Annotated in this window: 24 protein-coding genes and 2 pseudogenes; 9 read left to right on the plus strand and 17 right to left on the minus strand. The window is 70.4% G+C overall.

Annotated features, from left to right (window positions below):
* Nucleotides 1–195 precede the first annotated feature (195 nt).
* Genes ABZ877_RS37750 through ABZ877_RS37760 form a run of 3 tightly spaced genes read left to right on the plus strand, consistent with a single transcriptional unit; the run spans nucleotide 196 to nucleotide 3790 of the window.
* On the plus strand, nucleotides 196–723 hold the full coding sequence (locus ABZ877_RS37750; protein ID WP_361080805.1) for a PadR family transcriptional regulator: 528 nt from the start codon (nucleotides 196–198) through the stop codon (nucleotides 721–723).
* Nucleotides 720–1406 carry an ABC transporter ATP-binding protein gene (locus ABZ877_RS37755; RefSeq protein WP_361080806.1) on the plus strand — a complete coding sequence of 229 codons (687 nt, stop codon included), beginning with the start codon at nucleotides 720–722 and terminating at the stop codon, nucleotides 1404–1406. Before ABZ877_RS37750 ends, ABZ877_RS37755 begins: the two co-directional genes overlap by 4 nt.
* Nucleotides 1403–3790, plus strand: a complete 2388-nt coding sequence (locus ABZ877_RS37760; protein WP_361080808.1) for an FtsX-like permease family protein — start codon at nucleotides 1403–1405, stop codon at nucleotides 3788–3790. The genes ABZ877_RS37755 and ABZ877_RS37760 overlap by 4 nt, the downstream gene beginning before the upstream one ends.
* Nucleotides 3791–4108: 318 nt before the next feature.
* On the opposite strand, the gene ABZ877_RS37765 is transcribed toward ABZ877_RS37760, so the two are convergent.
* Nucleotides 4109–5047, minus strand: a complete 939-nt coding sequence (locus ABZ877_RS37765; RefSeq protein ID WP_361080810.1) for a LysR substrate-binding domain-containing protein — start codon at nucleotides 5045–5047, stop codon at nucleotides 4109–4111.
* A 133-nt stretch (nucleotides 5048–5180) separates the two neighbouring features.
* Here ABZ877_RS37765 and ABZ877_RS37770 point away from each other — a divergent pair, with 133 nt between their 5' ends.
* The gene (locus ABZ877_RS37770) at nucleotides 5181–5735 is read left to right on the plus strand and encodes a peroxiredoxin (RefSeq protein ID WP_361080812.1); all 555 of its coding nucleotides are present in this window, start codon (nucleotides 5181–5183) and stop codon (nucleotides 5733–5735) included.
* A 27-nt stretch (nucleotides 5736–5762) separates the two neighbouring features.
* Nucleotides 5763–6293: an alkyl hydroperoxide reductase gene (locus ABZ877_RS37775; protein WP_361080814.1), complete on the plus strand. Its 531-nt coding sequence runs from the start codon at nucleotides 5763–5765 to the stop codon at nucleotides 6291–6293.
* A 58-nt stretch (nucleotides 6294–6351) separates the two neighbouring features.
* On the opposite strand, the gene ABZ877_RS37780 is transcribed toward ABZ877_RS37775, so the two are convergent.
* The 4 genes from ABZ877_RS37780 to ABZ877_RS37795 form a co-directional block, all read right to left on the minus strand.
* Nucleotides 6352–7656 carry an AI-2E family transporter gene (locus ABZ877_RS37780; protein ID WP_361080816.1) on the minus strand — a complete coding sequence of 435 codons (1305 nt, stop codon included), beginning with the start codon at nucleotides 7654–7656 and terminating at the stop codon, nucleotides 6352–6354.
* A gap of 141 nt (nucleotides 7657–7797) precedes the next feature.
* The gene (locus tag ABZ877_RS37785; RefSeq protein ID WP_361080818.1) at nucleotides 7798–8550 is read right to left on the minus strand and encodes a transglycosylase SLT domain-containing protein; all 753 of its coding nucleotides are present in this window, start codon (nucleotides 8548–8550) and stop codon (nucleotides 7798–7800) included.
* Between the two features lie 389 nt (nucleotides 8551–8939).
* Complete coding sequence (locus tag ABZ877_RS37790; protein WP_361080820.1) at nucleotides 8940–10262, minus strand: PhoH family protein; 1323 nt, start codon at nucleotides 10260–10262, stop codon at nucleotides 8940–8942.
* Nucleotides 10263–10621: 359 nt separating this feature from the next.
* Nucleotides 10622–11395 (minus strand): isoprenyl transferase, encoded by a 774-nt coding sequence (locus tag ABZ877_RS37795; RefSeq protein ID WP_361080822.1) that lies wholly within the window; start codon nucleotides 11393–11395, stop codon nucleotides 10622–10624.
* A gap of 114 nt (nucleotides 11396–11509) precedes the next feature.
* Here ABZ877_RS37795 and mgrA point away from each other — a divergent pair, with 114 nt between their 5' ends.
* A complete protein-coding gene (gene mgrA / locus ABZ877_RS37800; protein WP_361080824.1) occupies nucleotides 11510–12547 on the plus strand; it encodes an L-glyceraldehyde 3-phosphate reductase in 1038 nt (345 codons plus the stop codon).
* A gap of 522 nt (nucleotides 12548–13069) precedes the next feature.
* On the opposite strand, the gene ABZ877_RS37805 is transcribed toward mgrA, so the two are convergent.
* The gene (locus tag ABZ877_RS37805; RefSeq protein ID WP_361080826.1) at nucleotides 13070–13861 is read right to left on the minus strand and encodes a class I SAM-dependent methyltransferase; all 792 of its coding nucleotides are present in this window, start codon (nucleotides 13859–13861) and stop codon (nucleotides 13070–13072) included.
* 218 nt (nucleotides 13862–14079) lie between these two features.
* On the opposite strand from ABZ877_RS37805, the gene ABZ877_RS37810 reads away from it, so the two are divergent.
* A complete protein-coding gene (locus tag ABZ877_RS37810) occupies nucleotides 14080–15384 on the plus strand; it encodes a cytochrome P450 (protein WP_361080828.1) in 1305 nt (434 codons plus the stop codon).
* Between the two features lie 38 nt (nucleotides 15385–15422).
* Here the strand turns inward: ABZ877_RS37810 and ABZ877_RS37815 are convergent.
* The 4 genes and pseudogenes from ABZ877_RS37815 to ABZ877_RS37830 all read right to left on the minus strand — a co-directional run.
* Nucleotides 15423–15563 (minus strand): annotated as a pseudogene (locus ABZ877_RS37815) (DUF397 domain-containing protein); the annotation flags it as partial.
* A 20-nt stretch (nucleotides 15564–15583) separates the two neighbouring features.
* Nucleotides 15584–15808 carry a DUF397 domain-containing protein gene (locus tag ABZ877_RS37820; protein ID WP_361080830.1) on the minus strand — a complete coding sequence of 75 codons (225 nt, stop codon included), beginning with the start codon at nucleotides 15806–15808 and terminating at the stop codon, nucleotides 15584–15586.
* Complete coding sequence (locus ABZ877_RS37825; protein ID WP_361080832.1) at nucleotides 15805–15999, minus strand: DUF397 domain-containing protein; 195 nt, start codon at nucleotides 15997–15999, stop codon at nucleotides 15805–15807. Before ABZ877_RS37825 ends, ABZ877_RS37820 begins: the two co-directional genes overlap by 4 nt.
* 9 nt (nucleotides 16000–16008) lie before the next feature.
* Nucleotides 16009–16860 (minus strand): helix-turn-helix transcriptional regulator, encoded by an 852-nt coding sequence (locus ABZ877_RS37830; protein ID WP_361080834.1) that lies wholly within the window; start codon nucleotides 16858–16860, stop codon nucleotides 16009–16011.
* Between the two features lie 252 nt (nucleotides 16861–17112).
* On the opposite strand from ABZ877_RS37830, the gene ABZ877_RS37835 reads away from it, so the two are divergent.
* Nucleotides 17113–17520, plus strand: a complete 408-nt coding sequence (locus ABZ877_RS37835) for an ATP-binding protein (protein ID WP_361080836.1) — start codon at nucleotides 17113–17115, stop codon at nucleotides 17518–17520.
* Between the two features lie 178 nt (nucleotides 17521–17698).
* Nucleotides 17699–17962, plus strand: a complete 264-nt coding sequence (locus ABZ877_RS37840) for a hypothetical protein (RefSeq protein WP_361080838.1) — start codon at nucleotides 17699–17701, stop codon at nucleotides 17960–17962.
* Between the two features lie 43 nt (nucleotides 17963–18005).
* Here ABZ877_RS37840 and ABZ877_RS37845 read toward each other — a convergent pair whose 3' ends face one another.
* From ABZ877_RS37845 to ABZ877_RS37875, 7 genes and pseudogenes are all read right to left on the minus strand, one after another.
* Entirely contained in the window at nucleotides 18006–18644 is a 639-nt protein-coding gene (locus ABZ877_RS37845; protein ID WP_361080840.1) for an OmpA family protein, read from the minus strand.
* A 1-nt stretch (nucleotide 18645) separates the two neighbouring features.
* Nucleotides 18646–19239 (minus strand): hypothetical protein, encoded by a 594-nt coding sequence (locus ABZ877_RS37850; RefSeq protein ID WP_361080841.1) that lies wholly within the window; start codon nucleotides 19237–19239, stop codon nucleotides 18646–18648.
* Nucleotides 19240–19271: 32 nt separating this feature from the next.
* Nucleotides 19272–19799: a hypothetical protein gene (locus tag ABZ877_RS37855; protein ID WP_361080881.1), complete on the minus strand. Its 528-nt coding sequence runs from the start codon at nucleotides 19797–19799 to the stop codon at nucleotides 19272–19274.
* Between the two features lie 78 nt (nucleotides 19800–19877).
* A pseudogene (locus ABZ877_RS37860) lies at nucleotides 19878–19988 on the minus strand (hypothetical protein); the annotation flags it as partial.
* A complete protein-coding gene (locus ABZ877_RS37865) occupies nucleotides 19985–20173 on the minus strand; it encodes a hypothetical protein (RefSeq protein WP_361080883.1) in 189 nt (62 codons plus the stop codon). The pseudogene ABZ877_RS37860 and the gene ABZ877_RS37865, both read right to left, overlap by 4 nt.
* Before the next feature lie 320 nt (nucleotides 20174–20493).
* The gene (locus tag ABZ877_RS37870; protein WP_361080843.1) at nucleotides 20494–21396 is read right to left on the minus strand and encodes a DUF5936 domain-containing protein; all 903 of its coding nucleotides are present in this window, start codon (nucleotides 21394–21396) and stop codon (nucleotides 20494–20496) included.
* A 3-nt stretch (nucleotides 21397–21399) separates the two neighbouring features.
* Entirely contained in the window at nucleotides 21400–22356 is a 957-nt protein-coding gene (locus tag ABZ877_RS37875) for a type II secretion system F family protein (RefSeq protein ID WP_361080845.1), read from the minus strand.
* Nucleotides 22357–22485: the final 129 nt, after the last annotated feature.

Below are 22485 nucleotides of genomic sequence, written 5' to 3' on the forward strand. Positions count from 1 at the left end.
CCTGAGATGCCCACTGCGTGGGCCATCTCAGGGGCGCGGACATCAGAAGGAGGCGCGGCGAAGCCGCAGCCTCCAGGGGCGCGGGGAACTGCGCGACCAGCCACGACGAAAGCCGCACCCGACAACGAAACCCCCCAGCGAAGCAGCCCAGGCTGCTATACACACCAGGTATACACGGCGTGTACAGTGGCGGGCATGTCCATCGGTCACACCCTTCTCGGGCTCCTGGAAGCCGGGCCACGGCACGGCTACGACCTCAAGCGCACCTTCGACGAGACGTTCGGGCACGACAAGCCGCTGCACTACGGGCAGGTCTACTCGACCATGTCCCGCCTCCTGAAGAACGGCCTCGTGGAGGTCGACGGGATAGAGCCGGGCGGTGGCCCTGAGCGCAAGCGGTACGCGATCACCGAGGCCGGCGTCACGGACGTACGGCAGTGGCTCGCGACCCCGGAGAAGCCGGAGCCGTACCTCCAGTCGACCCTCTACACCAAGGTGGTCCTCGCGCTGCTCACCGAGCGCGACGCCGCCGAGATCCTCGACAGCCAGCGCGCGGAGCACCTGCGCCTGATGCGCATCCTCACGGACCGCAAGCGCAAGGGCGACCTCGCCGATCAGTTGATCTGCGACCACGCCCTGTTCCACCTGGAAGCCGACCTGCGCTGGCTGGAGCTGACCGCCGCGCGCCTCGACAAGCTCGCCGCGGAGGTGCGCCCGTCATGACCCCCGCCGGATCCCTTCTCACCGCCCACGACCTGCGCAAGGCGTACGGGCCCACCCCGGCGCTCGACGGCGCCTCGTTCACCATCCACCCCGGCGAGATCGTCGCCGTCATGGGCCCCTCGGGCTCGGGCAAGTCGACGCTCCTGCACTGCCTCGCGGGCATCGTCACCCCGGACTCCGGGAGGATCACGTACGACGGCCGCGACCTGACGGCGATGTCCGACGCCCAGCGCAGCGCCCTGCGCCGCACCGAGTTCGGCTTCGTCTTCCAGTTCGGCCAGCTCGTCCCCGAACTGACCTGCGTCGAGAACGTGGCGCTCCCGCTGCGTCTGACCGGCGTCAAGCGCAAGGAGGCCGAGCGCCGGGCCGCCCAGTGGCTTGAGCGCCTTGAGGTCGAGGGGCTCGCGGACAAGCGGCCCGGCGAGATCTCGGGTGGCCAGGGCCAGCGCGTCGCCGTGGCCCGCTCCCTCGTCACGAACCCGCGTGTGCTCTTCGCCGACGAGCCGACCGGCGCCCTCGACTCGCTCAACGGCGAGCGCGTCATGGAGCTGCTCACCGACGCGGCCCGCGGCTCGAACACCGCCGTCGTCCTCGTCACGCACGAGACACGGGTCGCGGCCTACTCGGACCGCGAGATCGTCGTACGGGACGGCAAGTCGCGGGACATGGAGTTCATCGGATGACAGTCCTCGACGACCACAGGAACACCGCGGCCCCGCCCGCCGCCACCGGGCCCTCCGGCCCCAAGGGCTGGCTGCGCGACCTCGGCCTCGGCATGCGGTTCGCCGTCTCGGGCGGCCGCGAGGGCTGGATCCGTACGCTGCTGACCGCGCTCGGCGTCGGTCTCGGCGTGGCCCTGCTGCTCGGCGCGGCGTCCGTGCCGACGCTGATGCACCAGCGGGACGTGCGCGCCGACGGCCGCCAGCTGGGCGTCGGGACCGAGGGGCAGCTCAAGCCCGGTGACCGCACGATGCTCATGGTGGACGCCTCCTCCAGCTTCCGGGACGGTTCGATCGGCGGCTACCTCGTGCGGCCCGAGGGCCAGCACCCGCCGCTGCCGCCCGGCGTCGACAAGCTGCCCGGCCCCGGCGAGATGGTGGTCTCGCCCACGCTTAAGGAGACGCTCGACGCCCCCGGAAACAAGCTGCTCAAGGAGCGCTACCCGTACCGGATCGTCGGAACGATCCACGACGCGGGCCTGAGCGACCCGTTCGAGCAGTACCTGTACATCGGCAGCGACAAGCTCGTCGAGAAGAACGCCTCACGCGTCGACCGCTTCGGTGTGAGCTACGACGACGGGCCGCTCGACCCGATCCTCATCGTGCTGATCGTGCTCGCCTGCGTCGTCCTGCTCGTACCGGTCGCCATCTTCATCGCGACGGCCGTACGGTTCGGCGGCGAGCGGCGCGACCGGCGCCTCGCCGCGCTGCGCCTGGTCGGCGCGGACGCGCGGATGACGCGCCGGATGGCGGCGGGCGAGGCCCTGTTCGGCACCCTGGTCGGACTCGTGTGCGGCATCGCCTTCTTCCTCGGCGGGCGCGAACTGCTCGGCGTGGTGGAGATCTGGCGGCTCTCGGCGTTCCCCTCGGACGTGACGCCGGTGCCCGCGCTCGCCGTACTGATCCTGCTCGCCGTCCCCGTCGCGGCGGTCGCCGTGACCGTGTTCGCGCTGCGTTCGGTGGCGATCGAGCCGCTGGGCGTCGTCCGCAGCGGACGCACCCGTGGCCGGCGCCTGTGGTGGCGGCTGCCCGTACCGGTCTTCGGCGTGCTGCTCCTGCTGGCGTCGGGTTCGGCGGACGCGGCCGGCACCCGGGGCGTCGTGCAGATCTCGGCGGGCATCACCCTCACGCTGCTCGGCCTCGTCCTGCTCATGCCGTGGATCGTGGAGGCGGTCGTGCAGCGGCTGCGCGGCGGCCCCGCCCCGTGGCAGCTCGCCGTGCGCAGGCTCCAGTTGAGCAGCAACAGCGCGAGCCGCACCGTCGCGGGCATCACCATCGCGGTGGCGGGCGGCATCGCCCTGCAGATGTTCACCGTCGGCATCGACGACGACTTCACCAAGACGACGGGGCAGGACCCGAAGCGGGCCCAGATCGCCGCGAACACCGGCATCGGCGACGGGGAACTCGCCGAACGGATGGTCCGGGAGTTCGGGGCGACCAAGGGCGTGCGGTCGGTGATCGGCACCGTCGACACGTGGGCCGTCGCGGCGAGCGCCAGGAAGGGCGCCGACACCGACGACTCCGACTCGCACGTCGTGACGGTCTCCATCGGCACCTGCGCCACCCTGCGCGAGAAGGCGAAGCTGCCGTCCTGCCGGGACGGTGACGTCTTCCGCGTCACCGGGTCCGACTACGCGGAGGAGGACCAGGAGCTCAAGACGGTCGCCAAGCCCGGCGCCCGACTCGTCCTCGGCGACTCCAAGACCGGTACGTGGAAGCTGCCCGCCGGCGCGCCGCTCGTGGACTCCCGGCGCGACCCGGGCGGCGACCGCTTCGGCGGCATCCTCGCCACCCCGGCCGCCCTGGACGTCACCAAGGTCGACAGCGCCTCCACGTCCGCGCAGATGCAGATCGACCCCTCGGTGCCGGACGCGACCGAGTACGTACGCAACACCGCGTTCCGGCTCGACCCGGCGATGCACGTCTGGGAGTACCGCGCGACGGCACGGGACTCGGAGTACGCGAGCATCCGGCGGGGCCTGTTCACGGCGGCCGCCCTCACGATGTCGTTGATCGCGGCGTCGATGCTGGTCTCCCAGATCGAGCAGCTCCGCGACCGCAAGCGGCTGCTCTCCGTCCTGGTCGCCTACGGCACGCGCCGCGCGACCCTGGCCTGGTCGGTCCTGTGGCAGACGGCGATCCCCGTCGTCCTCGGCATGGCGGTCGCCTCCGCCGGCGGCCTCCTGCTCGGCTGGCTGATGCTCCGCATGGTGGACAAGCCGGTCACGGACTGGCTCCTGTTCCTCCCGCTCTCGGGAGTGGGCCTGGCGGCGATCGCGGCGGTGACGCTTCTGAGCATGCCTCCGCTTTGGCGGTTGATGCGGGCGGACGGGTTGCGGACGGAGTAGGGGTTACCCGGCGCCGCCCTCGACGAAGCGCCGTCGCTGGTCACGGCCGGTGCCCGTGTGCGGCTCCCGTCGTGGTCGCTCGCGCAGTTCCCCGCGCCCCTGAAGGCCCGCGGCTCCGCCGCGCCTCCAGGGGCGCCCCCATGAGATGGCGCACGGAGTGCGCATCTCAGGGGCGCGGGGAACTGCGCGACCAGCCACAGCGAGAGCCACACCGACCCACCGCCTCGCCCACCAACGGCGCCCCGCCCTCCAGGGGCGCGGGGAACTGCGCGACCAGCCACGACGAGAGCGGCACCGAAAAAACCGCCCGAAAAGACCTCAGCCCCGAACGACCCGAACCGGCAGATCCCGCAGCGCGCCTCTCAACGCCCGGGCCAGCTCCTCGTACTCCCCGGCCCGCGCCGCCCCCACCCGCATCGCGAGAGCGACCCGCCGTGTGGGCGCGGGATCGGCGAAGTACCCGGTCAGCAACTGACTGCTCCGGCTGGTCTCGACGGCCACGGCGGTCCGCGGCAGCAAGGTCACCCCGAGCCCGCCCGCGACGAGTTGGACCAGCGTGGCGAGCCCCGCCGCGGTCGTCGTGACGGGCGCGTCGGAACGCCCCGCCTCCCGGCAGATGTCCAGCGCCTGGTCCCGCAGGCAGTGCCCTTCGTCGAGCAGCAGCAGATTCAGCTCACGCAGCGCTTCACGCGGAATCCCCTCACGCCCGCCCAGCCAGTGGTCCAGCGGGGTGACGAGCACGAAGTCCTCGTCGAAGAGGGGGAGTTCGACCACCCCCGGCACCCCGAGCGGAACCGCGAGCAGCAGCAGATCGAGCCGCCCGGCCGTGAGCCCCTCCACCAGCGACGCGGTCTGCTCCTCGTGCACCTGGAGGTCGAGTTCCGGGTACTTCTCATGGACGAGCCGCAGGACACTGGGCAGCAGGTACGGCGCGACCGTCGGGATGACCCCGAGCCGCAGCGCCCCGGTGAACGGCGCCCGTACCGCCTCGGCCTCCTCCATGAGCGCCCCGACCTCGTCGAGCACGGCCCGCGCCCGCACCGCGATGCGCTCCCCGGCCGGCGAGAGCAGTACTTTTCTCGTCGTACGCTCGACAAGGGTCACCCCGAGCGTCTCCTCGAGCGCGGAGACCGCCCCGGACAGCGCGGGCTGGCTCATCCCTATCGCGGCCGCCGCGTCCCGGAAGTGCAGATGCTCCGCGACCGCCCCGAACGCCCGTAGTTGCGCCAGACTCGGCGTCCTCTTCCTCACGGCCACTGATAGCCACCTCCGATCAACACGACCGAGTCTAGCTATTTCCGTAATCAATGCACTCTGTGCCACGATCGGGTTCTAGTCCAACCCATGGAAACCTCCCCAAAAGGGAGGTTTCTCGCTGCAAGGAGTGCGTGTGCTCACTGTCGGTGACAAGTTCCCCGAGTTCGACCTGACGGCCTGTGTCTCCCTGGAGAAGGGCCAGGAGTTCGAGCAGATCAACCACAAGACCTACGAGGGCAAGTGGAAGATCGTCTTCGCGTGGCCCAAGGACTTCACCTTCGTGTGCCCCACCGAGATCGCCGCGTTCGGCAAGCTGAACGAGGAGTTCGCCGACCGCGACGCCCAGATCCTCGGCTTCTCCGGTGACTCCGAGTTCGTGCACCACGCCTGGCGCAAGGACCACCCGGACCTGACCGACCTGCCCTTCCCGATGATGGCCGACTCCAAGCACGAGCTGATGCGTGCCCTCGGCATCGAGGGCGAGGACGGCTTCGCGCAGCGCGCCGTCTTCATCGTCGACCAGAACAACGAGATCCAGTTCACGATGGTGACCGCCGGTTCCGTGGGCCGTAACCCCAAGGAGGTCCTCCGGGTCCTCGACGCCCTGCAGACCGACGAGCTGTGCCCCTGCAACTGGAGCAAGGGCGACGAGACCCTCGACCCGGTCGCGCTGCTCTCGGGCGAGTGACGGAAACGGAAGGGTACGGGCACTGACATGGCTCTCGACGAACTGAAGTCCGCCATACCGGACTACGCCAAGGACCTGAAGCTCAACCTGGGCTCGGTCATCGGCAACTCGGACCTCCCGGCCCAGCAGCTGTGGGGCACGGTCCTGGCGACCGCCATCGCCGCCCGCTCCCCGCGCGTCCTGCGCGAGCTGGAGCCCGAGGCGAAGGCGAACCTGTCGCCTGAGGCGTACACGGCCGCCAAGTCGGCCGCCGCCATCATGTCGATGAACAACGTCTTCTACCGCACGCGTCATCTGCTCTCGGACAACGAGTACGGGACGATGCGCGCGGGCCTGCGGATGAACGTCATCGGCAACCCGGGCGTCGACAAGGTCGACTTCGAGCTGTGGTCGTTCGCGGTCTCCGCGATCAACGGCTGCGGCATGTGCCTGGACTCGCACGAGCAGGTGCTCCGCAAGGCGGACGTCTCCCGTGAGGTCGTCCAGGAAGCCTTCAAGATCGCCTCCGTCATCCAGGCGGTCGCGGTCACCCTGGACGCCGAAGAGGCGCTCAGCTAGTACGTCCTCATAGCGAAGGGGGGCCGGATCCGATCCGGCCCCCCTTCGTCATCTCATGTCATGACTGGGGCGGGTCGACAGGCGCCGCGTCCACCGCCGTCGCCCCGTGCGGCGCCGGCGTCTGCTTCATCGCCGCCTCCTGGGACCACGACCGCAGATAGACGACGACCGTGTTGGTCACGGCGACGAGCGGCACCGCCACCACCGCCCCGCCGATCCCGGACACCATCCCGCCCGCGGCGACGGTGAGCACGACGGCCAGCGGATGCACCCGTACCGCCCGGCCGAGGATGAACGGCTGCAGGATGTGGCCCTCGATCTGCTGCACGGCGAGGACGACGACGAGGGTCATCACCGCGGTGAACACGCCCTGCGTCACGAGCGCCACGACGACCGCGAGCGCGCCGGAGACGACCGCGCCGACGAGCGGGATGAACGCGAACAGGAAGATGAAGACGGCCAGCGGCACCGCCATCGGCACGCCGAGGAAGAAGATGCCGAGGCCGATGAAGATGGCGTCGATCAGCGCCACTATGACCGTGCCGCGGACGTACGCGGTGAGCGTGCGCCAGGCCCGGGGGCCGGCCCCCGCGATGCCGGGACGCGCCTGCGCCGGGAACAGCTTGAGCGTCCACTCCCAGATGCGCTTGCCGTCGTAGAGCAGGAACAGCGTCGAGAACATCGCGAGCAGGATGCCGGTCATCGCCTCGACGATGACGGTGACGCCTTCGAGCCCGGCCGAGGTGATCTCGTCGGTGTTCGCGCCGATCGCGTCGCGCAACGACTTGGCGATGTCGTTGATCTGGCTCTCGGTGACGTGGAAGGGGCTGTTCAGCAGCCACCTGCGCAGTTCGTCGATGCCGTCCTGGACCTGGCTGGAGAGGTTGTCGATGTTCTCCTGGACCTGCCAGACGACGAACCAGCCGACGAGCCCCATGATGACGAAGCCGAGGACGGCGGTCAGGGCGGTGGCGAGGCCGCGGGGCACGCCGTGGCGGCGCAGCCGGGCGACCGTCGGCTGGAGCAGCGCGGTGATGAGCAGCGCCGCGACGAACGCGAAGACCACCAGCTGCACCGAGGCGATGATCTTCATCAGGATCCAGACCATGCCGGCGAGCACGAGGAGGCGCCAGGACGCCTCGGCGGCGACGCGCAGCCCCCACGGCACGGCGGCGGCGGGTTCGGGTCTGGCCGACACGGCGGGCGCGTAGTCGGGCGGCGGGGGCACCTGGTCGTGCGGCGACTCGTCGTGCGACCCGTCGGCGGACAAGGCGTCTCCCTCGGCCCGGCGCTCGTCCAAGCGCTCGCCCACTCTGCTGATTCCGGCGCCGACCCTTTCGAGCCAGCCTGGCACACGCGACATGATCCGTCCCTTTCCCCCGCGTGCTCTCACCACTCCCCCCAGAGCCTGTGGATCAAGACGGTACATCGGAATACGCGTCGGAACACGGCTGAGCCCCTCCACCGTAGGACGGTGAGGGGCTCGGCGAGGTTGAGCGCCGGCTCAGTACCAGTGGTTGGCCTGCCAGAAGTCCCAGGCGCCGCAGGGGCTCTGGTACCGCTCGTTCATGTAGTTGAGGCCCCACTTGATCTGGGTGGCCGGGTTGGTCTGCCAGTCGGAGCCCGCGGAGGAGTACTTGGAGGCGGGCAGCGCCTGGAAGAGACCGTACGCGCCGGAGGAGGCGTTGGTGGCCCGGTAGTTCCAGCTCGACTCGTGGTTCACGATGTTGCTGAAGCACTGGAACTGGCCCGCGGGCACCATCGACCGCGCCATCGCCTGGATCTGGCCGACGGAGTACGACGACTGGGGCGCGAAGCTGGAGGCGTCACGGGTGGCGGAGCGGCTGGCGACCTTCTCGGCCTCCTCGCGCTTCTTCGCCTCCTCGGCGGCCTTCTCGGCCTTCTCCTTCTTCTCCTTGGCGGCCTGCGCGTCCCTCTGCTTGGCGATGGCGTCCTCGGCGGCCTGCTTGCGGGCCGTCTCCTCCGCCGTCTTCTGCGCCGCGTTGTCGGCCGCGATGGCCTGCGTCTGCGCCTGCTGGGTCAGCGACGCGGTCTGCACCTGCGCCTGCTGTCCGGCGGGGATGTCCGCGAGGAGGGTCGCGTCGCCGACCGCTGCCCCGGCCTCGTTGTTCGAGACGGGCTGGCCGGTGCTGCCCGAGGCAACACCCACGACTGCGCCGACGGTGGTGACCGCGGTGGCCGAAGCCACTGCGAATCCCCGGACCGAGATCCGGCTCACACGGTTTCCTTCCAGCATCGCCCGCTGAAGTGTGACCCTCGCGGACGCGATCGTGCCCCTGGCACTGGCCTCCCAACTGACGGGTCACGGGAGGCGCGGGCCCGGTGGACGACTCCCGCTCGGGGAGCGCCGCGTGGTGCTCGGGCGGCATACGACGATCACTATGAAGTTCAGGTGCAGCAGGTGCTGCGGTGACGCAGTACCACTGGGGGTAGACGAGTGTCGTATGCGGGGCCTGACGGAACCGAGACTCTGCCGTATGCGTACGCCGCAAGGCAATTCTGTGCCGGGTGTGAAAGGTCACACCTCGTTTGCCCCAGGTCTTTTCCGGAAATGCGCGCGCACCAAGACGCCGCCCGGCTAAGCTCTCTGGCTTCGCCGGACGGCGCCAAGTAGGGCCTATCGGGCTAGATCTGACCGTCCTCCAGCATTTCGGTCACCAGGGCCGCGATCTGCGACCGCTCCGAGCGCGTGAGCGTGACGTGCGCGAACAGCGGGTGTCCCTTCAGCTTCTCGACGACGGCGACGACACCGTCGTAGCGGCCGACCCTGAGGTTGTCGCGCTGGGCGACGTCATGGGTGAGGACGACGCGCGAGTTCGCCCCGATCCGGGACAACACCGTCAACAGGACGTTGCGCTCCAGGGATTGGGCCTCGTCCACGATCACGAAGGCGTCGTGCAGCGAGCGCCCGCGGATGTGGGTGAGCGGCAGCACCTCCAGCATCCCGCGCGAGGTGACCTCCTCGATGACCTCGCGGGAGGTGACCGCCGAGAGGGTGTCGAAGACGGCCTGCGCCCACGGCCCCATCTTCTCGGCCTCGGAGCCGGGCAGATAGCCGAGCTCCTGCCCGCCGACCGCGTACAGCGGCCGGAAGACCATCACCTTCTTGTGCTGGCGCCGCTCAAGGACCGCCTCCAGGCCCGCGCACAGGGCGAGCGCGGACTTGCCGGTGCCGGCCCGGCCGCCCATCGAGACGATGCCGACGTCCGGGTCGAGGAGCAGGTCGAGGGCGATCCGCTGCTCGGCGCTGCGCCCCTTGAGCCCGAACGCCTCCCGGTCGCCGCGTACGAGACGAACGTTTCCCTCGGGCGTGACGCGGCCGAGGGCCTTGCCCCGCTCGGAGTGGATCGTCAGGCCCGTGTGCACGGGGAGGTCGGCCGCCTCGGGGACGTGGACGCTCTCCTCCTCGAAGAGCAGGTCCACCTGCTCGGCGGGGAGCGGCAGGTCGGACATGCCGGTCCAGCCGGAGTCCGTGATGGCGAGCTCGGCGCGGTACTCCTCGGCGAGGAGACCGACCGAGGACGCCTTGATCCTGAGCGGCAGATCCTTCGAGACGACCGTGACGTCGAACCCCTCGGCCTGCAGATTGCGGGCGACCGCGAGGATGCGTGAGTCGTTGTCCCCGAGGCGGTAGCCCGAGGGCAGCACGCTGGGGTCGGAGTGGTTGAGCTCGACGCGGAGCGTGCCGCCCAGGTCCCCGGTGGGGATCGGGGCGTCGAGCCGCCCGAAGCGGATGCGGTAGTCGTCCAGCAGGCGCAGCGCCTGCCGGGCGAAGTACCCCAGCTCCGGGTGGTGCCGTTTGGCCTCCAACTCCGTGACGACGACGACGGGGAGCACCACTTCGTGCTCGTCGAAGCGGGTCATGGCGTTCGGATCGGCCAGCAGGACGCTGGTGTCGAGAACATAGGTGCGCCGGTCGGACAGGTGGCGCTTGTTGCTGGTCACCACGGAAGGACGTACCCCCTCGGAAGAGGTCGGGGAGCGACGGAGGGAATCCCGGGCCGGGAGGGCGGGAGCGACCTGCCGGTCGACGGCCGCGCTGCGCGGGGCCGAGAGCCGGCCCTCCAAGTCGCGTCCGTACGTCTGCCCGTACGGTCGTCCTGGTGCAAAGGGCCTCCCGGGCGGACGGCCCCGTGCCGTCCGCTGAGAACCGGTGTCCGTGGTTCGGACACCGACCTGGAGGGGTTATTCCCTCGAACACGCGCAGCCATGCCACGGCATAGGACGACGCGTGCGTTAACTCCTGGTGACCCTTCTGTCCGCCTGCCCCGTACGTCCGGGGCGTAAAACGGCGGGGTGACGCCTGATCAGCCGCCGAAGCGGCGGTGCCGGGCGGCGTAGTCGCGCATCGCGCGCAGGAAGTCGACCTTGCGGAACGCGGGCCAGAAGACGTCGCAGAAGTAGTACTCGGAGTGCGCCGTCTGCCACAGCATGAACCCGGACAGGCGCTGTTCGCCGCTGGTGCGGATGACGAGGTCGGGGTCGGGCTGGGCGCTGGTGTAGAGGTGCTTGCCGATCAGGTCGATGGTGACGTCGTCGGCGACCTGCTCCAGGGAGGCGCCCCGGTCGGCGGCGTCGAGGAGCATCGAGCGGACGGCGTCGGCGATCTCCTGGCGGCCGCCGTAGCCGATCGCCACGTTGACCAGTATCCCGGGCCGGTCCGCGGTGGCCTCCTCGGCCTCCTTGAGGGCCGTCTGGAGGCCGGAGGGGAGGATGTCGGCGGCACCGACGTGGTGCACGCGCCAGCGGCCGTCGGCGGCGAGCGAGCGGACGGTGTCCTCGATGATGCCGAGGAGGGGGACCAGCTCCTCCTGGGGCCGGTCGAAGTTGTCCGTCGACAGCAGCCACAGGGTGACGACCTCGACGTCCGTCTCGCTGCACCAGCCGAGGAACTCCTCGATCTTGGCGGCGCCCGCCTGGTGGCCCTGTGCGGCGGTGGAGCCGGCGGCCTTGGCCCAGCGCCGGTTGCCATCCATGATGACCCCGATGTGCTTGGGCACCTGGTCGTGGTCCAGATGGCCTTCCACCCGGCGTGCGTACAGCCCGACCAGCAGGCGGCGCAGCCTGTCGCGCAGGTTCACGGTGTTGTCAGCCTCTCCGTGCAGACGGCGGTCCCCGAGGGCGAAAGCCTACCCCCGCCCCGGCACCCCTTCCGCCCGTACCCCGGCGGCCCGCGCTGACGTAGTTTCGTCTTCATGAACCACAACTCCCCCTATGTCGCCGCGGGCGACCGGTACGACTCCATGGAGTACCGGCGCACGGGCCGCAGCGGTCTCAAGCTGCCCGCCGTCTCGCTCGGCCTGTGGCACAACTTCGGTGACGACCGCACGCTCGACTCCCAGCGGGCCATCCTGCGCCGCGCGTTCGACCTGGGCGTCACCCACTTCGACCTGGCGAACAACTACGGTCCGCCGCCCGGCTCCGCCGAGCTGAACTTCGGCAAGATCTTCGCCCAGGACTTCGCCCCGTACCGGGACGAGCTGGTGATCTCGACCAAGGCGGGCTACCTCATGCACCCCGGCCCGTACGGCGAATGGGGCAGCCGCAAGTACCTGCTGTCGTCGCTGGACGCGTCCCTGAAGCGGATGGGCCTCGACCACGTCGACATCTTCTACTCCCACCGCTTCGACCCGGAGACTCCTCTAGAGGAGACGATGGGAGCGCTCGCATCGGCGGTTCAGCAGGGCAAGGCGCTCTACGTCGGCGTCTCCTCGTACACGAGCGAGCAGACGGCCGAAGCGGCGCGCCTGCTCAGGGAGATGGGCGTGCCCGCCCTCATCCACCAGCCGTCGTACTCGATGATCAACCGCTGGACCGAGGACGACCGCCTGCTCGACACCCTGGAGGCGGCCGGCATGGGCTGCATCTCCTTCGCACCGCTCGCCCAGGGCCTGTTGACGGGCAAGTACCTGAAGGGCATCCCGGAGGGTTCGCGCGCCACACAGGGCAAGTCGCTCGACCCGGATCTGCTGAGCGACGACGTCGTGCGGCGGCTGCGCGGTCTGAACGAGATCGCCTCGCGGCGCGGCCAGTCGCTCGCGCAGCTCGCGCTCCAGTGGGTGCTGCGCGACGAGCGCATGACGTCGGCCCTGATCGGCGCGTCCAGCGTGAAGCAGCTGGAGGAGAACGTGGCGGCGCTCGCGGGTCCGAAGCTCACGGACGAGGAGCTGACCGAAATCGACTCGTTCGCGGTCTCGACGCCGGGTACGAACATCTGGGCCGACCGGGGCTGATCCGCCGCCTGGAGCGCCCGGGAAGGGCCCGGAGAAAAAACGGGCCGGTCCGTGGGGGGGAGACGGACCGGCCCGAGGGGGGGGTTCCCACCATAACCCTTCGTAAGTACAGGCGCGCGCATCCGCGTGTCACAACTACGCTCCGCAGTCGCCCGGCGACGGCGGGCCGCGTGTTTCAGGCCGCTGCTCAGCGGGGTCGTCGGCGCTCCGGACCCCTCGATCCGGCGGCAGCCAGGGGGATCCGGAGTCCCCCGCACGAGTGGTGCGCGCGGTTGACGCGCGTCCGGGAGCGGCGGCGCGGTCCGGACGGGATTGGCGCATTCGGAGTACGTCCGCCGGGCGGTGTGCGCCGGACGGGGGACGCGGACGGTACCGCGCGGCCCCCTCCACCGCGCGGTACCGGCGCGCAGCTTTGCTCACGCGAATTGCCGTTGGTCTGAACTTACGTGAGGTGTACGTGAAGATCGAGTGTGTCCCGGTAACGATGCGGAATCGGTTGCCCCGCGCATCGGTCCCCGTGCCCTACACCGACGGCTTCCGCGCCTCGATGAGGTGGCGCGTGCTGTGCGCCACGAAGGGCCCCTCCCGCTCGATCCGCTCGTGCAGGGCGAGGAGTCGCGGCCGGTACGCGTCGACGGTGAACCCCGGGACCATCCAGACGACCTTGCGCAGGAAGTACACGACCGCGCCGACGTCATGGAACTCCATCCGCAGTCGCTCCGCCCGCAGGTCCACGACCTGAAGACCCGCCGCCTCCGCCGCCGCCTTCTCCGCGTACGGGTCCCGGGCCCGGCGAATTTCCTCCGGCTGCGGCCCCAGGAAGTACTCGACGAGCTCGAACACGCTGCCCGGGCCGACGTGCTGGGCGAAGTACGTGCCACCGGGGCGCAGAACACGCGCGATCTCGGCGAACCGCGGCACGACCGGATGGCGGCTCGTCACGAGGTCGAAGGCGGCGTCCGCGAACGGCAACGGGGCGTCCTCGGGCGAGGCGACGACGACCACACCGCGCCGGCTCAGCCGCCGGGTCGCCTTCTCGACGTTCGGCGGCCAGCCCTCCGTCGCGGCGATCAGCGGCGGCAGCACCGGCGCCTCGTCCAGCACCTCGCCACCGCCCGTCTGCAGATCGAGAGCGGCCTCCGCGCGCGCCAGCCGCTCGGCCATCGAGCGCGCATACCCCCAGGACGGTCGGGCCTCGGTGGCGCGCCCCTCGAACCAGGAGAAGTCCCAGCCCTCGGTGGGTTCGGCGACGGCCTCGGCGAGGAGGTCCTCGATGTCACGGTGCCGGCGGGCGTGGGCGTCTTCGCTGCTCATGAGCCGATCGTCGCAAAGGACGGCGCCCCGCATCATCCGCATTTCCGCGCGGCGGTAGGGGTGGCACCAGGCCGGATCCGGGGGACGGCCCCTCTTCCGTCCGGCCCGGTGAACGCACGTACCCTTGGCGAACCCCCGCGCCCCGTCAGAACCACGGCCCCCACGTACCCGTCCAGGTACCCGTAGGCCCTTCCGTCCCACCGCAGAAATGCGAGCACATGTCCGTACGTTCCGCGATAGCGACCTGGCTGACCCGTCTCTACTTCTCCCGGCTCCGGAAGAAGGGGGGCAGCCTCGATCTGTCCGTGCTGGCCAAGCTGCCCGACGCCGCGCTGCTGCCGCTGCGCCGCGACGGCCTCGACCCGGTCCCCGAGATAGGCGCGCTGCGCGACCGCGAACCCGTCAGCAGGCTGCCGATCCCCGGCATGACGGTCTGGCTGGTCTCCGGCTACGACGAGGCGAAGGAGGTCCTCGGCGACGCGAAGGCGTACAGCAACGACTTCCGCCACCTGGTCGGCGTGGGCGGGGCCGGTGCCGACCAGAACCCGGGCGGCCTCGGCTTCTGCGACCCGCCGGACCACACGCGGCTGCGCCGCCTGCTCACCCCCGAGTTCACGATGCGCCGCCTCTCCCGTCTGACGCCGCGCATCCACGCCATCGTCGAGGAGCAGCTGCTCCACCTGGAGAAGGCGGCGCACGAGTCGCCGGACGGCACGGCCGACTTCGTCGAGCACTTCGCGATGCCGGTGCCCGCGCTGGTCATCTGCGAGCTGCTGGGCGTCCCCTACGAGGAGCGGGAGGCGTTCCAGCGCTTCTCGGTCGCCCGCTTCGACGTCCTCGGGGGCGCGGGCGCCTCCTTCGGCGCCGTGTCGCAGTCCCTCGACTACCTGCGCGGAGTCGTCGCCGAACAGCGGCGCGACCCGGGCGAGGGACTGCTCGGCATGCTGGTGCGCGAGCACGGCGACACCATCACCGACGAGGAGCTGACCGGCCTCGCCGACGGCGTCCTGACCGGCGGACTGGAGACCACCGCCAGCATGCTCGCCCTCGGCACCCTCGTCATGCTCCAGGACCGCGAGCACTTCGACGCGCTGCGCGACGCGGAGGACCCGGCGGCGGTCGCGGCGCCCTTCGTCGACGAACTCCTGCGCCATCTCACCGTCGTCCAGACGGCGTTCCCGAGGTTCGCCCGCGAGGACACGGAGATCGGCGGGGTCCGTATCAGCGGCGGCGACGTCGTGATCGTCTCCCTCAGCGCGGCCGACCGCGACCCGCGCCTCGGCCCCGACATGGAGGCATTCCTGCCGGACCGCCCACCCGCCTCCTCCCACCTGGCGTTCGGCTACGGCATCCACCGCTGCATCGGGGCGGAACTCGGCAAGATGGAGCTACGGGCCGCGTTCCCCCAACTGGCCCGCCACTTCCCCGGCCTGCGCCTCGCCATCCCGGCGACGGAACTGGAGTTCCGCAAGCTGTCGATCGTGTACGGGGTGGAGGCGTTGCCGGTGCGGTGGGAAGTCTGAGCGGACGCCGGGGACGACTCGGAGCGGGCGGCGGGGGTGGTGGCTATCTGTTGTGCGGGGTCGGCGCTCTCGTGGAGGAGGACGGACTCGGCGACGGTGGCCACTTCGACGCAGGTGTTGCCGTCGCCCCCGCCGGAACACGTCGACTTCTGCCAGCGCAGGCCGTCACCATCACCCACACCGCGGGCCCCCTTCTCCCTCAGGCCAGGTCAGCGACGAAGTGGTCGAACTCCCCTGCTTGTACGCCGAGTACGAAGGCGTCCCACTTCTTGCGGGTGGTGGTGACGACCGTCGCGGGGTCCGAGGTCTCGCGCAGATAGACCAGATCGTCCGCGCCGAACGCGATCTCGATCCAGGGGCCGGGGCCCTCCGCGTCCTCGGGGGCCGCGCGGGTCCAGGTGAGGTCGGTGGGGATGTCGGTCACCGGTGGGAGTCCTTGAGCGTGCGGAGGAGGTGGGAGAGGGCCGCGGGGGTCGTGGCTATCTCCTGTGCGGGGGCGTCGCTCTCGCGGAGGTGGATGGAGCCGGTCGCGGCCGCGGTCGCCACTTCTACGCAGGTGTTGCCGTCGCCGCCGTCGGAGAAGGTGGACTTCTGCCAGTGCAGGGCCTCACGCATGTCGGTGCCTCACAGTTCCTTGACCAGGCGGTGGATGAAGTCGCGGGACGCCGTCGGGTCCAGCGTCGCCCTCTCCACCCTACGGAGCAATGCGCGCAGCCGCTCCAACTGCGGTTCGGCATCGACGAACACCGTGCCGGTCGGCGCGTCCCGCAGGCCGGTGTCCAGCCGGGGCAGCGGCCCGCCCACGTACAGCATCGACGCTCCGGCCCCGGCGAAGTCGTCCTGGTCGACAGGGATCACACGCACGGTGGCGTGGCCCTCCTCGATGTGGCCGAGGATCTCCTGGAGCTGCGCCTGGGCGACCTTGCGGTCCGCCACCCTGACCCGTAGGGCGAACTCGTGGATGGTCGTCTCGTACGGCGTCGGAGGGTCGCCCTCGATCACCACGCGCCGCCTCATGCGGTGCTCCACCCGCGGCTCCAGTTCGCTCGGCGGCAGGCCGGGGGACATGTACGCGTACACCGCGCGTGCGTAGTCGGGGGTCTGCAGAAGACCTGGGACGTGCGTGATCACCACCTCCCGCAGATACGTGGCGTGGTGTTCCAGCTCGGCGACGTCGAGGAACACCGCTGGAAGTACGTCCCGGTACTCCTCCCACCAGCCGCGCGTGCGGTCGGTCGCCATAGCGACGAGGGCCTGGACCAGCTTGTCGTCACCGCAGTTGTAGTGCGAGGCGAGCTTGCGCACGCGCCCTGCGCTGACGCCCGCGACCGCCGACTCGATCTGGCTGATCTGCACGGCGTCCGCTCCCAGCAGCACGGCGGCCTCCCGGGCTTTCATGCCCGTCGCCTCCCGCAGCCTGCGCAGCTCGGTGCCGAGGCGCACCCGGCGCGCGGTGAGGTGCCTCTTCGGCGGCATGGACCTCTCCTGAATCAACTCCCCGAAGCCCAGCACTCGTTCGAGTGTCGAGTGCGGGATCGGCTTGCTTGTTCCTAAGCCTAGGAAATACTTTCAGTGACGCAGAAGCAACGCTACGCGATCGGTCGGACGGAAGTGCACCGCCCCGTCCAAAAGACGCCTCCCGGGCGACAGGCCACTGCCCGCCGACACCTCGTAGCGACTCACACCTCTCTACTCATCAACTCATCGACTCATCAACGGAGTTCACTCATGCCCCGATACGCCTCATCCCCCTGGGAGTACGTCCTCCACATCCCGCACGACCTCAGAGCCGTCGGCGTCGCCCGGCGCACGCTGCGGCTCGTGCTCCAGGCGCACGGGCTCAGCGCCCTCACGGAGATGGCCGAACTCCTCGCCACGGAGCTGGTCGCCAACGCCGTGCAGCACACCAAGGGTCCGGCGGCCTTGCGGCTGAGCTGGGAACACGGGCTGCTGCGGGTCGGCGCCTGGGACGCGGACCCGACGCCGCCACGGCCACCCACTCCACACCTCCTCCACGCCGAACGGGGGCGGGGCCTCGCGCTCGTCGGCGCCTGCTCCGACGAATGGGGCTGGCAGCCGTCCGTGGCGTGCGGGGACAGCGGGAAGTATGTGTGGTGTGCGCTGGGGGCCGCGTGATGGTGAGTTCCGCGCATGAGGGTGACTACCTTTCGGGCTGCCCGGGTGGGCCTCGCTCAGCGTGCGGCCATTGGTCCTCGGGCCGGACACCGCTGGGCCGCGTCGGACCGGAGAGCGCGGCGGTGTCGGGGATGCCGGTCTCGTGGACAGCGAGGCCAGGAAGCTGTGGAGGGAACTGATGTCGCAGATGCACTACTTCTTCCGGCACCCGGTCGCCGAGAAGGTGCGGGAGGAAGGCCGCGAGGAAGGCCGCGAGGAAGGGCGTATCGAAGGGCAGGCCGTCATGGTCCTGCGGTTCCTCGAACGGCGCGGGCTCGACGTGCCGCAGGCCGTGCGGGAGCGCGTTCTCGGCTGTACGGATGCGGACCAGCTCACTGTCTGGGCCGAACGCGCCGTCCATGTGAGGGATGCGGCCGACATCTTCGACAGCGCCGCCGACTGAATCGGATGAAGGGGGCTGAGCGGACGGCGGCGGCACCGTCCGGTCAGCCTCCCTTCGGGAAGGACACCTCCACCCGGCGGTTCTTCTTGCGGCCCTCCTCCGTCGCGTTGTCCGCGATCGGGTAGTCCTCGCTGTAGCCGCGGACCTGGAACGTGATGTTGCCGCCCTGGGCGCCCAGGGCGGCGGTCAGTTCGTCGTGGACCGCTTCCGCGCGCTTCTTGGAGAGGGTCAGGCCGTGGGCGTACGAGCCCAGGTTGTCCGTGAAGCCGAAGACCCGTACCGCGCCCGCCTTCTGCGTGTTGATCTCGTCCGCGATCGTCTGGATGCGGGAGCGGGCGTCCGGGTTGAGTGTGGAGCTGTCCTTCGGGAAGAGGACCTCGGCCTGGAGGGCGAAGGTGACGTTCTCGTTGGTGTCGGAGCGGCGTTCGTCGCCGGACAGGTCCTCCACGACCGACTTGATGTCCAGGACCTTGGCGGGGGCGAGTGTCGCTCCGTCCGCGAGCTTCAGGCCGGGGCTGTTGGCGTCCACCTGCGGGGGCGGGGACGTCGTCGTGCTGCCGGGCGGGGCGCCGGTCGCCTGGCCGGCGGGGGTCGGGTCGTCGGCGGCCACCGCTGTGCCGGCGGCGAGGAGCACCGTGGCCGTGGCCACGGTCAGCGCTGCGGTCACGCTTCGTCGGGGCATGTCAGTCGCCCTCGGTGATCTCGATCGGGGCGGGGGGCATGGAGCCGACCTGGAACGTGACCTCGTCGGTTCCCTCGGGGGGCGCCGGGAACTGGGCGTACCAGGTGGCGGTGTCGCCGGACCGCAGGCGGCTGAACTTGGTGCAGAGGCAGCGTCCTGTGGTGTCGCGCAGGACCAGGTACTTCTTCTTGCCCTTCTGGTCCACCAGGCTGGCGCCGGAGAGCGATCCGCCGTTGACCGCGAGTTCGGTCTCGTCGCTCTGCCAGTTGGCGGCCATCCAAGAGCCGCTGCCGTCGTTGCGGACGGTGCCGGTCACGCTGACGAAGCCGCCCTGGTCCCGGGTCGCCGAGTTGATGGAGACGGTGACGTCGCCGTCCTTCGACTCGGCGAGCACCTTGTCGCTCGACTCCGTGGAGGGTGCGGAGGGCTGTTCATCGTTGCCCTTGTCGGCGGACGTGGACGACCGGGAGTCCTTCGGCTTCTCACCGCCCCCGTCGCCATCACCGCCGCAGCCGGCCACAGCGAGGACGAGTCCTGTCGTGAGCGCCGCGGCGGCCAGCGCCCTGCGGGTCGTCGTTGTACGCCGAAAGTTCATCGCTGCGGCTTCCCTCTCTCGTCGGTCACTCGTCAGTCGGCCAGGTGGACGGAGAACAACAGTGACGCGTCGGGCAGGTCGGCGGGGTCGAAATCTCCGGGATCGATCTCGACGGGGTCGCCGTCACAGATGAGTTCGACAGGTGGCCTCTCGTCCCCGCCCTCGTCCTCGTCCTCCTCGGTGCCCGGGTTGGGCTCGGGGGCGGGGTCGGGCTCCATGGACGGGGCGGGGTCGGGCTCCGTGGACGGGGCCGTGTCGGCAGGCAGGTCGCAGCGTGGTTCGATCACCGCAGTCGCGTGCGCCTGCGCCTTGTCGTTCTCCGTGCCCGGGATGATCGTGTCGCCCACCGTGTACCGGGTCCGGACCTCGACCCAGTAGCCCGGGAAGCCGTTGACCTCGGTGTCGTCGGGACCGCCGATCACCTCGGCGTCGTTCTCGGCTGCGAGCCGATCGGCCGCGGCGCCCGCGTCGGTGCCGGTGTACTTGTCCCCGGTCAGCCAGTCGAGCCAGTCGTCGCTGTCTCCGCCGCCGGTCTGCAGGGCAGCACCCAGGCCGTCCATGAGCTCGTCCCGGGCCGACTGGGCCGCCGCCAGCGCGGCGGCGTCGGCCGCCGACTGCGCTCCGTTGCGGGCCGAGGCCGCTTGGGCGAAGGCGAAGAAGGCGAACGCGGCGAAGAGCAGGATGCCGGTCAGCCAGATGTAGAGGGGGAGGGTCGAGCCGCGGTCGCCGCGCAGCGGCGCCGGGGTCAGCCGCCGATGACCCGGTCGACCGCGTCCCCGATCGCGCCGGAGATCAGGCCGTCCAGCCCCAACTGGTCGATGAGGGTGAAGATCCCGGCGATCAGAATCATCAGCCCCGCATACTCCACGAACCCGGCCCCGGCATCGCGCCGCGCCCCCCGGACCCGTTCCCCCAGTGAACTCGTCCACGTCATCCACGTCCCGCGTACTCGGTCCTTGATCACGGGGACCCCCTTCCGCCACTTGCTCCAGGGCAACCGAAACAACACACGCAACGTACGCGAACTGCGACCGTCCGCACCCGGTTTCGCCAACATAGGGACCGGGCTTGACCGGAAGTTGTCTGGGTGTTGCCCGGGGCGTCATCGTGTGCCGGCTCCCTTCTTGCTGCCCTGGTACCGCCTTCGTCATGCCCGGGTCATTCCCGCTCCACCACCCACCCCGGGACGTATTCGCAATAGCCAACCTTTGCTCGCTCTCACTGTAGCCAGACATGGTCCGGGAGAGGAGGGGTTCAACGGCCCAGGATCGAGCCGAAGTTGGTGCCCGAGCCGAGGAACATGCCCGTCGCGATCAGGATCATCGTGGCCGGGAGCATGAAGACCAGCGTCACCATCGTTGCCTTCGGGATTGTTTTCGCGGCGCGGCGGCGCGAGTTCTGGGCGTCGGTGCGGCGCATGTCCGTAGCCAGTTGGATCAGGGTCTCGGCGATCGGTGAGCCCAGCTCCTCTCCTTGCTGGAGGGCCGAGACGAATTGGGCCACCTGCTCGGAGGCGTTGCGGCGGCGCAGTTCGTCGAAGGCCTGGCGGCGCGGGACGCCCATGTCCATCTGGCGCAGGGTGATGCGGAGTTCGTCGGCCCAGGGGCCCTCGTACTTCTCCGCGACGCGGTCGAGCGCCTGGCGGAAGCCCAGGCCCGCCGAGACGACCACGGCGAGGACGTCGAGGAAGTCGGGGAGGGTGCGGTCGATGACCTCCTTGCGTTCGCGTACGGCCTGCCAGATCAGCGCGTCCGCCGCCAGCGCGCCGAAGGCCAGGGTGAGGAGGGCGAGGAGCGGGCTGCCGTTGGAGAGGAAGACCAGGCCCATCACCACGCCGAATATGCCGTAGACCGCGCGGCGTGCCCCGTACCGGTCGATCGTCAGGCCGCCCGGGTTCCCCGCCATGTCGATCTTGCGGCGCTTGGCGTCCACCCGGCGCGGGCCCATGAGCCGCAGGACGAGCGGCGCGAAGCGCATGCCCAGGCGGTCGACGGCCGAGCCCGCCGTGGAGACGCGGGTGGCGCCCACCTCCAGGGCGAGGGCCAGGTCGCTGGGGACCTTGGCCTCGGCCCGGTACATGCGGAGGCCCGTGAAGACGCCAAGGACCGCCATGCCCGCAATCAGGGCCAGGAGCAGGCCCACCATCGTCGTCGACATGGCTCAGACCTCGATCTTTCCCAGGCGGCGGATCACGAAGAACCCGATCCCGTACAGGCCGAGGGAGATGAGGATCAGGGTCTGGCCGAGGGGTGAGCCGGTGACCTTCGCGAGCGCGCCCTCGTTCGAGGAGTTGATCAGGAGGAGGGAGCCGAGGCCGAGGAGCGGGACGGTGAACGCCGTCGCGTTCACCTCCGACAGCATCGTGCGGATCTCGCGCCGGGTCTCCTTCCTGTCCTCCAGGGTCTGGGTGAGGTTGCGCAGGGACGAGACGACCGTGCCGCCCGCCTTGTTCGCCAGGACCAGCGTCGTGACGAGGACGATCAGCTCGCGGGACGGGAGGCGGCTCGCCAGTTCGTCCAGGGCGTCGTCGACCGAGCGGCCGAGCGCCAACTGGTCCGCCACGCGGCTCAGCTCCTCGCCCGCGGGAGCTTCGAGTTCCTCCGCCGCCATCGCCAGCGACGTGCGCAGCGCCAGGCCCGCCGCCGTCGCGTTCGCCAGCAGGCGCGCCACGTCAGGGAGTTGGTTGATGAACGCCTCGATGCGTTTCTGGCGCTGCCAGTTGAGGAAGATGACCGCCGCCCAGATGGCGACGGCTCCCGCGATCGGGCCGAAGAACGGGGCCAGCGTCGTCGCCGCCAGCACCCACAGCGCGGCGACGACCGCCGCCACGTAGACCGAGAACTCACCCGCCGTCAGGTCCAGGCCCGTCGCGGAGAGCCGCAGGTGGACGGCGCGGCCGAGGCGGGTGCGGCGCAGGCGGCGGTCGATCGCGGCGAAGCGGCGGACGCGGCCGCCCATCGTGCCGGAGCTGCCGCCGTCGCCCGCCCGGTAGTCGTCCAGGCGGTCGACGAGGGCCTGGCGCTGGGCGCGCCCGGACACGTAGACGTGGACGCCCGCGACGGCGACGACGCAGGACAGGAGCGTGGCGCCGAGCGCGATCAGGGCCGTGTGCGTCATGTCACCGGCCTCCGCTCACGTGTCGTTGTCATGTCGCCGCCCCCGCTCACGTGCCGTTCTCATGTCGCCGCCGCCCCCGATCACATACCAATGCCATGTCGCCGCCGCCCCACGCCGATGCCATGTCGC

Origin of the sequence: Streptomyces sp. NPDC046939 (genome assembly GCF_040644575.1) — a bacterium.
In the GTDB taxonomy this organism is placed as follows: Bacteria; Actinomycetota; Actinomycetes; order Streptomycetales; family Streptomycetaceae; genus Streptomyces.

Excerpts from the sequence above, each read along its gene's own strand:
- ABZ877_RS37750 (WP_361080805.1), top strand. The coding sequence starts at position 196 with ATGTCCATCGGTCACACCCTTCTCGGGCTCCTGGAAGCCGGGCCACGG.
- ABZ877_RS37755 (WP_361080806.1), top strand. The coding sequence starts at position 720 with ATGACCCCCGCCGGATCCCTTCTCACCGCCCACGACCTGCGCAAGGCG.
- ABZ877_RS37760 (WP_361080808.1), top strand. The coding sequence starts at position 1,403 with ATGACAGTCCTCGACGACCACAGGAACACCGCGGCCCCGCCCGCCGCC.
- ABZ877_RS37775 (WP_361080814.1), top strand. The coding sequence starts at position 5,763 with ATGGCTCTCGACGAACTGAAGTCCGCCATACCGGACTACGCCAAGGAC.
- ABZ877_RS37780 (WP_361080816.1), bottom strand. The coding sequence starts at position 7,656 with ATGTCGCGTGTGCCAGGCTGGCTCGAAAGGGTCGGCGCCGGAATCAGC.
- ABZ877_RS37785 (WP_361080818.1), bottom strand. The coding sequence starts at position 8,550 with ATGCTGGAAGGAAACCGTGTGAGCCGGATCTCGGTCCGGGGATTCGCA.
- mgrA (WP_361080824.1), top strand. The coding sequence starts at position 11,510 with ATGAACCACAACTCCCCCTATGTCGCCGCGGGCGACCGGTACGACTCC.
- ABZ877_RS37805 (WP_361080826.1), bottom strand. The coding sequence starts at position 13,861 with ATGAGCAGCGAAGACGCCCACGCCCGCCGGCACCGTGACATCGAGGAC.
- ABZ877_RS37810 (WP_361080828.1), top strand. The coding sequence starts at position 14,080 with ATGTCCGTACGTTCCGCGATAGCGACCTGGCTGACCCGTCTCTACTTC.
- ABZ877_RS37825 (WP_361080832.1), bottom strand. The coding sequence starts at position 15,999 with ATGCGTGAGGCCCTGCACTGGCAGAAGTCCACCTTCTCCGACGGCGGC.
- ABZ877_RS37830 (WP_361080834.1), bottom strand. The coding sequence starts at position 16,860 with ATGCCGCCGAAGAGGCACCTCACCGCGCGCCGGGTGCGCCTCGGCACC.
- ABZ877_RS37835 (WP_361080836.1), top strand. The coding sequence starts at position 17,113 with ATGCCCCGATACGCCTCATCCCCCTGGGAGTACGTCCTCCACATCCCG.
- ABZ877_RS37840 (WP_361080838.1), top strand. The coding sequence starts at position 17,699 with ATGTCGCAGATGCACTACTTCTTCCGGCACCCGGTCGCCGAGAAGGTG.
- ABZ877_RS37845 (WP_361080840.1), bottom strand. The coding sequence starts at position 18,644 with ATGCCCCGACGAAGCGTGACCGCAGCGCTGACCGTGGCCACGGCCACG.
- ABZ877_RS37850 (WP_361080841.1), bottom strand. The coding sequence starts at position 19,239 with ATGAACTTTCGGCGTACAACGACGACCCGCAGGGCGCTGGCCGCCGCG.
- ABZ877_RS37855 (WP_361080881.1), bottom strand. The coding sequence starts at position 19,799 with ATGGACGGCCTGGGTGCTGCCCTGCAGACCGGCGGCGGAGACAGCGAC.
- ABZ877_RS37865 (WP_361080883.1), bottom strand. The coding sequence starts at position 20,173 with ATGACGTGGACGAGTTCACTGGGGGAACGGGTCCGGGGGGCGCGGCGC.
- ABZ877_RS37870 (WP_361080843.1), bottom strand. The coding sequence starts at position 21,396 with ATGTCGACGACGATGGTGGGCCTGCTCCTGGCCCTGATTGCGGGCATG.
- ABZ877_RS37875 (WP_361080845.1), bottom strand. The coding sequence starts at position 22,356 with ATGACGCACACGGCCCTGATCGCGCTCGGCGCCACGCTCCTGTCCTGC.